This window comes from Pseudomonas sp. 05T35, assembly GCF_056396605.1.
Genome location: NZ_JBFTLU010000106.1, coordinates 1 through 11,252, shown reverse-complemented (window position 1 = coordinate 11,252; position 11,252 = coordinate 1). Strand labels below are relative to the sequence as shown.

General features: G+C 59.9%; 10 protein-coding genes. 9 read left to right on the top strand and 1 reads right to left on the bottom strand.

The window, feature by feature from the left end:
- The 9 genes from murD to lpxC all read left to right on the top strand — a co-directional run.
- Positions 1–801, top strand: an 801-nt coding sequence (gene murD, locus AC1DH9_RS11035) for a UDP-N-acetylmuramoyl-L-alanine--D-glutamate ligase (RefSeq protein ID WP_477808164.1), incomplete at its 5' end; no start/stop codon positions are given.
- Entirely contained in the window at positions 798–2,015 is a 1,218-nt protein-coding gene (gene ftsW, locus AC1DH9_RS11030) for a putative lipid II flippase FtsW (RefSeq protein WP_054595714.1), read from the top strand. The genes murD and ftsW, both read left to right, overlap by 4 nt.
- Positions 2,005–3,075: an undecaprenyldiphospho-muramoylpentapeptide beta-N-acetylglucosaminyltransferase gene (gene murG / locus AC1DH9_RS11025; RefSeq protein WP_477808163.1), complete on the top strand. Its 1,071-nt coding sequence runs from the start codon at positions 2,005–2,007 to the stop codon at positions 3,073–3,075. Before ftsW ends, murG begins: the two co-directional genes overlap by 11 nt.
- Positions 3,068–4,528, top strand: a complete 1,461-nt coding sequence (gene murC / locus AC1DH9_RS11020) for a UDP-N-acetylmuramate--L-alanine ligase (protein WP_477808162.1) — start codon at positions 3,068–3,070, stop codon at positions 4,526–4,528. The genes murG and murC overlap by 8 nt, the downstream gene beginning before the upstream one ends.
- Positions 4,525–5,493, top strand: coding sequence for a D-alanine--D-alanine ligase (locus tag AC1DH9_RS11015; RefSeq protein WP_427533288.1), 969 nt, complete (start codon positions 4,525–4,527; stop codon positions 5,491–5,493). Before murC ends, AC1DH9_RS11015 begins: the two co-directional genes overlap by 4 nt.
- Positions 5,494–5,497: 4 nt before the next feature.
- Positions 5,498–6,364 (top strand): cell division protein FtsQ/DivIB, encoded by an 867-nt coding sequence (locus AC1DH9_RS11010; protein ID WP_427533287.1) that lies wholly within the window; start codon positions 5,498–5,500, stop codon positions 6,362–6,364.
- A gap of 14 nt (positions 6,365–6,378) precedes the next feature.
- Positions 6,379–7,641 carry a cell division protein FtsA gene (gene ftsA / locus AC1DH9_RS11005; RefSeq protein WP_019693553.1) on the top strand — a complete coding sequence of 421 codons (1,263 nt, stop codon included), beginning with the start codon at positions 6,379–6,381 and terminating at the stop codon, positions 7,639–7,641.
- Positions 7,642–7,731: 90 nt separating this feature from the next.
- Entirely contained in the window at positions 7,732–8,919 is a 1,188-nt protein-coding gene (ftsZ, locus tag AC1DH9_RS11000; RefSeq protein ID WP_427533285.1) for a cell division protein FtsZ, read from the top strand.
- A gap of 112 nt (positions 8,920–9,031) precedes the next feature.
- On the top strand, positions 9,032–9,943 hold the full coding sequence (gene lpxC / locus AC1DH9_RS10995; protein ID WP_054595720.1) for a UDP-3-O-acyl-N-acetylglucosamine deacetylase: 912 nt from the start codon (positions 9,032–9,034) through the stop codon (positions 9,941–9,943).
- A 348-nt stretch (positions 9,944–10,291) separates the two neighbouring features.
- Here lpxC and AC1DH9_RS10990 read toward each other — a convergent pair whose 3' ends face one another.
- Positions 10,292–11,020, bottom strand: coding sequence for an AraC family transcriptional regulator (locus AC1DH9_RS10990; protein ID WP_477808165.1), 729 nt, complete (start codon positions 11,018–11,020; stop codon positions 10,292–10,294).
- Positions 11,021–11,252: the final 232 nt, after the last annotated feature.

Below are 11,252 nucleotides of genomic sequence, written 5' to 3'. Positions count from 1 at the left end.
CATATGGACCGTTACAGCGGCCTGCCGGCCTATCACCTGGCCAAGCACCGGATCTTCCGTGGCGCGAAGCAAGTGGTGGTCAATCGTCAGGATGCGCTGAGCCGTCCGTTGATGGGCGAGGGCCTGCCGTGCTGGACCTTCGGTCTGAACAAGCCGGACTTCAAGGCCTTTGGTTTGCGCGAAGAAAATGGCGAGAAGTATCTGGCCTTTGAATTCCAGAACCTGATGCCGGTACGCGAGCTGAAAATTCGTGGCGCGCATAACCAGTCCAACGCCCTCGCGGCCTTGGCCCTGGGGCACGCCGTGGGCCTGCCGTTCGACGCCATGCTCTCGAGCCTGCGGACTTTCGCCGGGCTTGAGCATCGCTGCCAGTGGGTCCGCGACCTGAATGGCGTGAGCTACTACAACGACTCCAAGGCTACCAACGTTGGCGCCGCTTTGGCCGCTATCGAAGGCCTGGGCGCAGACATCCAGGGCAAGCTGGTGCTGATCGCCGGTGGCGACGGCAAAGGTGCCGAGTTCAAGGACCTGCGTGATCCGGTCGCGGCCAACTGCCGCGCCGTGGTGTTGATGGGGCGTGATGCCGAGCTGATTGGCCAGGCCATCGGCGACGCCGTGCCGCTGATTCGCGTCAATTCGCTGATCGAAGCGGTCGAGCAATGCCGCGCCATCGCCCAACCAGGCGATGCCGTGCTGCTGTCGCCGGCGTGCGCCAGTTTCGACATGTTCAAGAACTACGAAGAGCGTGGGCACCTGTTCGTCCAATCCGTGAAAGATCTGGCCGCGGAGGACTTGGCATGAGCTTGAGAAATATCATCAAGCCGTACCCGTCGCCGATCATCACCGGGCGCGGTATCGACCTCGACTTCCCGATGCTCGCCGGTTGCCTGGCATTAATCGGCCTGGGGCTGGTCATGATCGCCTCTGCCTCGACCGAAGTGGCGGCAGTACAGTCGGGCAGCGCCCTGTATTACATGATTCGCCACCTTGTCTACATCGTGCTCGGCTTCGGTGCCTGCATCGTCACCATGATGATTCCGATCGCTACCTGGCAACGCCTGGGCTGGCTGATGCTGATTGGTGCGTTCGGTTTGCTGGTGATGGTGATCGTCCCGGGGATCGGTCGTGAGGTGAACGGATCGATGCGCTGGATCGGTTTCAGTTTCTTCAACGTCCAGCCTTCCGAGATTGCCAAGGTCTTTGTGGTGATCTACCTCGCCGGTTATCTGGTGCGTCGGCAGAAAGAAGTGCGTGAAAGCTGGATGGGCTTCTTCAAACCGTTCATCGTGTTGCTGCCAATGGCCGGCCTGCTGCTGATGGAGCCCGACTTCGGTGCCACCGTCGTGATGATGGGGGCCGCGGCGGCGATGCTGTTTTTGGGTGGCGTCGGGCTGTTCCGCTTCACCTTGATGGTGATACTGGCGGTGGTGGCGGTGGTGCTGCTGATCAAGATGCAGCCTTATCGAATGGCGCGTCTGACCACCTTCACCGATCCTTGGGCCGACCAGTTCGGTTCCGGCTACCAGTTGACCCAGGCACTGATCGCCTTCGGTCGCGGTGAGTGGCTGGGCGTTGGCCTGGGCAACAGCGTGCAGAAACAGTTCTACCTGCCGGAAGCGCACACCGACTTCGTGTTCTCGGTCCTCGCCGAAGAGCTGGGCGTGGTCGGCTCCCTGGCCACCGTCGCGCTATTCGTTTTCGTGTGCATACGCGGCATGTACATCGGGTTGTGGGCGGAAAAGGCCAAGCAATTCTTTGCAGCTTACGTCGCCTACGGCTTGTCGTTCCTGTGGATTGGTCAGTTCCTGATCAACATCGGAGTGAACGTCGGCCTGCTGCCGACCAAGGGCCTGACCTTGCCGTTCCTCAGTTACGGCGGTAGTTCGTTGGTGATCTGCTGCGCCTGTCTTGGCTTGTTGTTGCGCATCGAATGGGAGAGTCGAACCCACTTGGGCAGCGAAGAGATGGAGTTCAGTGAGAGCGACTTCGCCGAGGAGCCGACCCATGGGCGCTAACGTGCTGATCATGGCGGGCGGCACCGGTGGCCACGTGTTCCCGGCGCTGGCCTGCGCTCGTGAGTTTCAGGCGCGCGGCTATACCGTGCACTGGCTCGGGACGCCTCGCGGAATCGAAAATGAACTGGTCCCGAATGCCGGCCTGCCGTTGCACCTGATCAACGTCAGCGGCCTGCGTGGCAAGAGCAAGCTGTCGCTGCTCAAGRCACCTTTTGTATTGCTCAAGGCGATCTGGCAGGCCCGTGCCGTCATTCGTCAGTTGAAGCCGGTCTGTGTCCTGGGCTTTGGCGGATATGTCACTGGCCCTGGTGGCGTAGCCGCCAGATTGGCCGGTGTGCCCGTCATCGTTCATGAACAGAACGCCGTTGCCGGTACCGCCAATCGGTTGCTGGTGCCGTTGGCCGCGCGAGTCTGCGAAGCTTTCCCGGACACCTTTGCTGCCAGTGGCAGCCGGCGCACTACCGGTAACCCGGTGCGCACCGAGTTGTTCCTCGATACAGCGCGTCCAGCCCTGGCCGGACGCAAAGCGCGTTTGCTGATCCTGGGCGGAAGCCTTGGGGCAGAACCGTTGAACAAATTGCTGCCTGAAGCCCTGTCGCAGGTGCCTGTTGAACTGCGTCCGGAAGTGTTTCATCAGGCTGGTAAAAACCACGATGAAGTGACTGCCGAGCGCTATCGCACAGCCGGTGTCGAGGCGCAAGTGCAGCCTTTCATCAAAGACATGGCCCAAGCCTATGGCTGGGCCGACCTGGTGGTCTGTCGCGCTGGCGCGCTGACTGTCAGTGAGCTGGCTGCTGCCGGTCTGCCCTCGATGCTGGTGCCTTTGCCCCACGCAATCGACGATCACCAGACCCGCAATGCCGAATATTTGGCCCGTGAAGGCGCTGCCTTCCTGATGCCGCAAAGAACGACTGGCGCAGCGGATCTCGCTGCACGCCTGACAGAGGTCTTGATGCAACCGCAACGACTCAACGACATGGCTGGCGCTGCTCGTCGCCTGGCCAAACCTGATGCAACCCGCAACGTGGTCGATATCTGCCTGGAGGTGGTTCATGGTTGAAAATCAGAAAGCCATACCGCAGCCGGAAATGCGCCGCATCCGTCGCATCCACTTCGTCGGTATCGGCGGTGTGGGCATGTGCGGAATTGCCGAAGTGTTGCTGAACYTGGGCTATCAAGTGTCCGGTTCCGACCTGAAGGCTTCGCCGGTGACCGAGCGTCTCGAATCGTTCGGCGCGCAGATTTTCATCGGCCACCGTGCCGAGAACGCCGCAACTGCCGATGTACTGGTGGTATCTAGCGCCGTGAACACTTCCAACCCGGAAGTCGCGACGGCCCTTGAACGTCGTATCCCCGTGGTGCCGCGTGCCGAAATGCTCGCCGAGCTGATGCGCTACCGTCACGGCATCGCCGTCGCCGGTACTCACGGCAAAACCACCACCACCAGCCTGATCGCTTCGGTGTTCGCGGCCGGTGGCCTGGACCCGACCTTCGTGATCGGTGGCCGTCTGAACGCCRCAGGCACCAATGCCCAGTTGGGCACCAGCCGTTACCTGATTGCCGAAGCCGACGAAAGCGACGCCAGTTTCCTGCACCTGCAGCCGCTGGTAGCCGTGGTTACCAACATCGACGCCGACCACATGGCGACCTACGACGGTGACTTCAACAAACTGAAGAAAACCTTCGTCGAGTTCCTCCACAACCTGCCGTTCTACGGTCTGGCGGTGATGTGCCTGGACGACCCGGTGGTGCGTGAAATCCTCCCGCTGGTCAAGCGTCCGACCATGACCTACGGCTTCAGCGAAGACGCCGACGTGCGCGCCATCAATGTTCGCCAGCAAGGCATGCAGACCTTCTTCACCGTGCTGCGTCCCGATCGCGAACCGCTGGATGTTTCGGTGAACATGCCGGGCAACCACAACGTATTGAACTCGCTGGCGACCATCTGCATCGCGACCGACGAGTGCGTCAGCGATGAAGCCATCGTTCAGGGGCTGTCGGGCTTCCAGGGTGTTGGCCGACGCTTCCAGGTCTACGGCGAACTGCCGGTCGAAGGCGGCAACGTGATGCTGGTGGACGACTACGGTCACCACCCGACCGAAGTTGCAGCGGTGATCAAAGCCGTGCGCGGTGGCTGGCCAGAGCGCCGCCTGGTGATGGTTTACCAGCCGCACCGTTACAGCCGCACCCGCGACCTGTACGACGATTTCGTCAATGTACTGGCCGACGCCAACGTGTTGCTGCTGATGGAAGTCTATCCGGCGGGTGAAGAACCGATTCCGGGGGCTGACAGCCGCAAGCTGTGCAACAGCATCCGCCAGCGCGGTCAGCTCGACCCGATCTACATCGAGCGCGGTGTCGACCTCGCGCCTGTGGTCAAGCCGCTGCTGCGTGCCGGCGACATCCTGCTGTGCCAGGGCGCCGGTGATATCGGCGGTCTCGCACCGAAACTGTTGAAGAGTCCTTTGTTCGCGGGTGCCGTTGTCGCACCTAGCGAGGGGAAGTTGAAATGACTGCTGCCTACGCCAATCTGTTCTCGACAATCGCCCCGAAAGACTTCGGCCGTGTGGCCGTGCTGTTCGGTGGCAAAAGCGCCGAGCGTGAGGTTTCGCTGAAATCCGGTAACGCGGTGCTGGAAGCGCTGCAGTCCGCTGGCGTGGATGCGTTCGGCATCGACGTCGGTGACGATTTCCTGCAGCGCCTGCTGAACGAAAAAATCGACCGCGCCTTCATCATTCTCCACGGTCGCGGCGGTGAAGACGGCAGCATGCAGGGCCTGCTGGAATGCGCAGGGATTCCGTACACCGGCAGCGGCATCCTTGCTTCGGCGCTGGCCATGGACAAGCTGCGGACCAAACAGGTCTGGCACAGCCTCGGCATTCCGACGCCACGTCACGCGGTACTGAGCAGCGAAGCCGACTGTATTTTGGCGGCGAAGGAACTGGGCTTCCCTTTGATCGTCAAACCGGCGCATGAAGGTTCAAGTATCGGTATGGCCAAAGTGACTTCGGCAGCTGAATTGATCGAAGCCTGGAAAGCGGCCAGTACCTACGATTCGCAAGTGTTGGTCGAGCAATGGATTCAAGGTCCGGAGTTCACCATTGCGACCCTGCGTGATCAGGTGTTGCCACCGATCGCCCTGGGCACGCCACACACTTTCTATGACTACGACGCCAAGTACCTGGCTTCCGATACCCAGTACCGGATCCCGTGCGGCCTCGATAGCGCCAAGGAACAAGAGCTCATGGACCTCACGGCAAAAGCCTGTGAGGCGTTGGGTATCGCCGGTTGGGGACGGGCTGACGTGATGCAGGACGCCGATGGGCAGTTCTGGTTCCTGGAAGTCAACACCGCACCGGGCATGACCGATCACAGTCTGGTCCCGATGGCCGCACGCGCCGCCGGTCTGGATTTCCAGCAGTTGGTGCTGGCGATCCTGGCGGCCAGTGTTGGCAGTCACGTAGAGCCGCGAGGTTAAGACCATGCAAGGCGCCCAGCTACGTCATCAGCCATCCGCACCCGGCCGCAAGCCGGTGCCGCGGGGTGCCAGCCGAATGGTGGCCAAAGAGCCGATGTCGGTGCGCCTGCCGAAAGCCAATTTTGGTTTTCTCAAAGCCTTGTTCTGGCCCGTGCTGCTGGTCGCGTTGGGGTTCGGTACTTACGAAGGTGCACAGCGCTTGCTGCCGTACGCCGACCGGCCGATCACCAAGATCAACGTGCAGGGCGATTTGAGTTACATCAGCCAGCAAGCGGTGCAGCAGCGGATCGCCCCTTATGTGGCGGCGAGCTTCTTCACCATTGACCTGGCGAGCATGCGTACCGAGCTGGAACAGATGCCATGGATTGCACACGCCGAAGTGCGTCGCGTCTGGCCTGACCAAGTGGTGATTCGCCTGGAAGAGCAACTGCCCGTGGCCCGCTGGGGCGACGAAGCGCTGCTGAACAACCAGGGGCAGGCGTTTACGCCGCGTGAATTGGCCAACTACGAACATTTGCCACAGCTGTTCGGCCCACAACGGGCCCAGCAGCAAGTGATGCAGCAGTATCAGGTGTTGAGCCAGATGTTACGGCCATTGGGCTTCTCGGTTGCCCGGCTGGAATTGCGTGAACGCGGCAGCTGGTTTTTGACCACTGGCGCGGGTAGCGCGGGCCCTGGGATCGAGCTGTTGCTGGGACGCGATCACCTGGTGGAAAAGATGCGCCGCTTCATTGCCATCTACGACAAGACGCTTAAAGAACAGATTACGAACATTGCGCGCATCGACCTGCGTTATGCCAACGGCCTGGCCGTTGGCTGGCGGGAACCTGTAGCGCCCACGACGGCCCAACGCGCTGTCGCGAAGAATTGAGAAGAGGCAGGACCATGGCAAACGTGCAAAGCGGCAAAATGATCGTCGGTCTGGATATCGGTACCTCCAAGGTGGTGGCGCTGGTAGGCGAGGTCGCGGCCGATGGCCAACTGGAAATCGTCGGGATCGGTACGCATCCCTCCCGCGGCCTGAAGAAGGGCGTGGTGGTGAATATCGAGTCCACCGTGCAGTCCATTCAGCGTGCGATCGAAGAAGCGCAACTGATGGCTGGCTGCCGGATTCACTCGGCGTTCGTCGGTGTGGCGGGCAATCACATTCGCAGCCTGAACTCCCACGGCATCGTGGCGATTCGTGATCGCGAAGTCAGCTCGGCCGACCTTGAGCGCGTGCTCGATGCGGCCCAGGCCGTGGCCATTCCGGCGGATCAGCGCGTACTGCACACGCTGCCGCAGGATTACGTGATCGATAACCAGGAAGGCGTGCGCGAGCCTTTGGGCATGTCCGGCGTACGTCTGGAAGCCAAGGTCCACGTGGTCACCTGCGCGGTGAACGCGGCACAGAACATTGAGAAATGCGTGCGTCGTTGCGGCCTGGAAATCGACGACATTATTCTCGAGCAACTGGCTTCGGCGTACTCGGTACTGACCGATGACGAGAAAGAGCTGGGCGTGTGCCTGGTGGACATCGGTGGCGGTACCACCGACATCGCGATCTTCACCGAAGGCGCGATCCGTCACACCGCGGTGATCCCGATTGCCGGTGATCAGGTGACCAACGACATCGCCATGGCGTTGCGCACACCGACCCAGTACGCCGAAGAAATCAAGATCCGCTACGCCTGCGCCCTGGCCAAACTGGCCGGCGCCGGTGAAACCATCAAGGTCCCAAGCGTCGGTGATCGTCCGCCGCGCGAGCTGTCCCGTCAGGCCCTGGCCGAAGTGGTCGAGCCGCGTTACGACGAGCTGTTCACGCTGATCCAGGCCGAGCTGCGTCGCAGCGGCTACGAAGACCTGATCCCGGCCGGCATCGTGCTGACCGGCGGTACGTCGAAGATGGAAGGCGCGGTCGAGCTGGCCGAAGAGATTTTCCACATGCCGGTTCGCCTGGGCGTACCGCATGGCGTCAGAGGTCTGGACGACGTAGTGCGCAACCCGATTTATTCCACCGGTGTTGGCTTGCTGATGTATGGCCTGCAAAAGCAGTCCGATGGCATTTCCTTCTCCGGGATCAGCAGCAGTCGCGATAGCTACAACAACGACGAGGCCAAGAGCCCGTTGATCGATCGCATCAAAAGCTGGGTCCAGGGCAATTTCTGAAGATTTACCGCAACACCGTGACACCGCAGCACCGTTGTACGCAGTAGGCGCAGTAGGCGAAAAAAACTAGAGAATGTAAGGAGAGGGAAAATGTTCGAACTCGTAGACAACATCCCCGCAAGCCCGGTTATTAAAGTTATCGGTGTTGGCGGTGGCGGCGGAAACGCTGTGAATCACATGGTCAAGAGCAACATTGAAGGCGTTGAGTTCATCTGCGCCAACACTGATGCCCAGGCGCTGAAAAACATCGGCGCGCGGACCATCCTGCAATTGGGCACCGGCGTGACCAAGGGTCTGGGTGCTGGCGCGAACCCTGAGGTCGGTCGTCAGGCCGCTCTGGAAGACCGCGAGCGCATCGCTGAAGTGCTGCAAGGCACGAACATGGTGTTCATCACCACCGGCATGGGCGGCGGTACCGGTACCGGTGCTGCGCCGATCATTGCTGAAGTGGCCAAGGAAATGGGGATCCTCACCGTTGCGGTGGTGACTCGTCCGTTCCCGTTCGAAGGCCGCAAGCGTATGCAGATCGCCGATGAAGGCATCCGCGCGCTGAGCGAAAGCGTCGACTCGTTGATCACCATCCCCAACGAGAAGCTGCTGACCATCCTGGGTAAAGACGCAAGCCTCTTGTCGGCTTTCGCCAAGGCTGACGACGTACTGGCCGGTGCCGTTCGCGGTATCTCCGACATCATCAAGCGTCCAGGCATGATCAACGTCGACTTCGCCGACGTCCGTACCGTCATGAGCGAAATGGGCATGGCAATGATGGGCACTGGCTGCGCCAGCGGTCCGAACCGTGCACGTGAAGCGACTGAAGCGGCAATCCGTAACCCGCTGCTCGAAGACGTCAACCTGCAAGGTGCACGCGGCATCCTGGTGAACATCACCGCCGGTCCTGACCTGTCTCTGGGTGAGTACTCCGACGTGGGTAGCATCATCGAAGCCTTCGCTTCCGAGCACGCGATGGTCAAGGTCGGTACTGTTATCGATCCGGACATGCGCGACGAATTGCACGTGACTGTGGTTGCCACAGGCCTGGGCGCAAAAATCGAGAAACCTGTGAAGGTCATCGACAATACCGTTCAAACCTCCATGTCTGCTGCCGCACCTGCTGCCGCACGTCAGGAAATGCCGTCGGTCAACTACCGCGACCTGGATCGTCCAACCGTGATGCGCAACCAGGCTCAGGCCGGCGCAGCGGCGGCGGCGAAACTCAATCCGCAAGACGATTTGGACTACCTGGACATCCCGGCATTCCTGCGTCGTCAGGCCGATTGATGGAATGTATCAGGGCTATGAAGGTGATTGGTGTTCAGCAAAGGTCTGGTCTGCTATTATCGCCAGCCTTTGTTGATACCAGTTCGCAATTTGCGCTGAAGCGGCCCAAGCCATGATTAAACAACGCACCCTGAAAAATATTATCCGTGCCACAGGTGTAGGCCTGCACTCCGGGGAGAAGGTATACCTGACCCTCAAGCCAGCACCTGTAGACACCGGCATCGTGTTTTGTCGTGCCGACCTGGACCCTGTGGTGCAGATTCCTGCTCGCGCGGAAAACGTTGGTGAAACCACTATGTCGACGACACTGGTCAACGGTGACGTCAAAGTGGACACGGTGGAGCATTTGCTCTCGGCCATGGCTGGCCTGGGCATCGATAACGCCTACGTCGAGCTCTCCGCGTCCGAAGTCCCGATCATGGATGGTAGCGCTGGACCCTTCGTATTCCTGATTCAATCGGCTGGCCTGGAAGAACAGGACGCAGCCAAGAAGTTCATCCGGATCCTGCGTGAAGTGACAGTGGAAGACGGCGACAAGCGCGCCACTTTCGTCCCTTTCGAAGGTTTCAAAGTGAGCTTCGAGATCGATTTCGATCACCCGGTGTTTCGTGACCGCACTCAAAGTGCCAGCGTGGATTTTTCCAGCACTTCGTTTGTAAAAGAAGTCAGCCGCGCCCGGACCTTTGGCTTCATGAGTGATATCGAGTACCTGCGCAAGCACAACCTCGCACTCGGCGGTAGCGTTGAAAACGCCATCGTGGTCGACGCGGATGGAGTACTGAACGAAGACGGTCTTCGCTACGAAGACGAATTCGTGAAGCACAAGATCCTCGATGCAATTGGTGACCTCTACCTGCTGGGCAATAGCCTGATTGGTGAGTTCAAAGGCTTCAAGTCGGGCCACGCACTGAACAACCAGCTTCTGCGCAAATTGATTGAGCAGAAAGATGCTTGGGAAGTCGTGACGTTTGAAGACGCCAGCACTGCACCGATCTCTTACATGCGTCCTGTTGCGGCCGTGTAAGCAAAAACCTCTCTAGTTTTTAAAGGCTGCCTTCGGGTGGCCTTTTTTTATGGGTGCGCCAGGCATGGCGCGTTGCGCGCAAGCGCAACCAGCTTGGCTGTGGTGGCCACGCTGGTGACTTGGAGGTGGACGTCTTCTACACCCGACAAAAGGGAAGTGTTAGCCAAGGGCAATGATGCTGTGGACGGCCGTGCGTTATTTTTCGGTAGTATGCCAAGTGGCGCATCAGAAGATTTTCAGGGTTAACAGATCCAGGTCAAAATGGCTTTGCAGCATCACCAGCAAGATCAGTGACGTGCATGTCGCCTGACCTACAACCCCCGGATGGATCTGCTGAGCAGCCGGCAGTCATTGCTCGGAGCCCGTGCTCACGGCCTGCAAGGTACTGCGCACCTGGCCTGGGCTACTACCGGTGACGCGCCGAAACCAGTGACCAAACGAATCGCCCGAGGCAAATCCCAGGTGCTGCGCCAGGGTCTCGTTGGTGTTCTCGACCGCCAGGCCACGGTATGCCTCCACGAGCAGCAGACGGTTGTGCCAGTCCGTATAACGTAAACCGGTATCCTTGCGAAACAGACGTGCCAGAGTCCGCTCGGTGGCGCCTACCTCGCGACCCCATTCGGTCAGGTTCCTACGCATCCCAGGCTTGGCAATCAGTTGCTCGGTGACACGCTTGAGCCGTGCGTCACGCGGTAAAGGCAGGACCATATTGCTGGGCGCCAGTTCTTCGATGTCCTCGAACAACAATTGCAACATGCTGCCGCGCCGTTGTTCGGAAAGCGGCCGAGTGCTTTCCTCGGCCAATCGGTCGCACAGGGCGATAATCAGCAGGGATGCATCGATCAGCTTGATGCTCGGAGAGAAGCGTTCGCACAACTCCGGGCCAAGGTACAAGACCGTGAGGTCTACCTGGGTGTAAGCCTCACCAGAGTGCAAGGTCTGTGGCGGAATCCAGACCGCCATTCCCGGTTTGAGCAACCAGCGTTGCTCAAGGGCATTGCCATGGAGCACGCCCTTTTTCACTAACACGAATTGTCCGAGGTGGTGTCGATGAGGCTCGCTCTCCCCATCGGCCATCTTGGTCAACTGCCTTTCAATAACTAATGCTGTGTGATCCATGTCAGCGAAATGCATTGCTACTCCGTCTACCTTTGTTGCGGTCCGCCGCGCGAAGGCAGTCCAAAGGCAAAGAGTAAACCGACCGTCATCAAAAGACCTAGCAGCAGGAAAGTGATCTGGTAGGCCAGGTTGGGCGGCAGGTACAGCGCAATAGCCACCATCGCATTGACGCCGAACGCCGCGCCAAGGT

What these genes read in the sequence shown, in the direction of transcription:
- ftsW (WP_054595714.1), top strand. Translation starts at nt 798, where the DNA reads ATGAGCTTGAGAAATATCATCAAGCCGTACCCGTCGCCGATCATCACC.
- AC1DH9_RS11015 (WP_427533288.1), top strand. Translation starts at nt 4,525, where the DNA reads ATGACTGCTGCCTACGCCAATCTGTTCTCGACAATCGCCCCGAAAGAC.
- AC1DH9_RS11010 (WP_427533287.1), top strand. Translation starts at nt 5,498, where the DNA reads ATGCAAGGCGCCCAGCTACGTCATCAGCCATCCGCACCCGGCCGCAAG.
- ftsA (WP_019693553.1), top strand. Translation starts at nt 6,379, where the DNA reads ATGGCAAACGTGCAAAGCGGCAAAATGATCGTCGGTCTGGATATCGGT.
- ftsZ (WP_427533285.1), top strand. Translation starts at nt 7,732, where the DNA reads ATGTTCGAACTCGTAGACAACATCCCCGCAAGCCCGGTTATTAAAGTT.
- lpxC (WP_054595720.1), top strand. Translation starts at nt 9,032, where the DNA reads ATGATTAAACAACGCACCCTGAAAAATATTATCCGTGCCACAGGTGTA.
- AC1DH9_RS10990 (WP_477808165.1), bottom strand. Translation starts at nt 11,020, where the DNA reads ATGGCCGATGGGGAGAGCGAGCCTCATCGACACCACCTCGGACAATTC.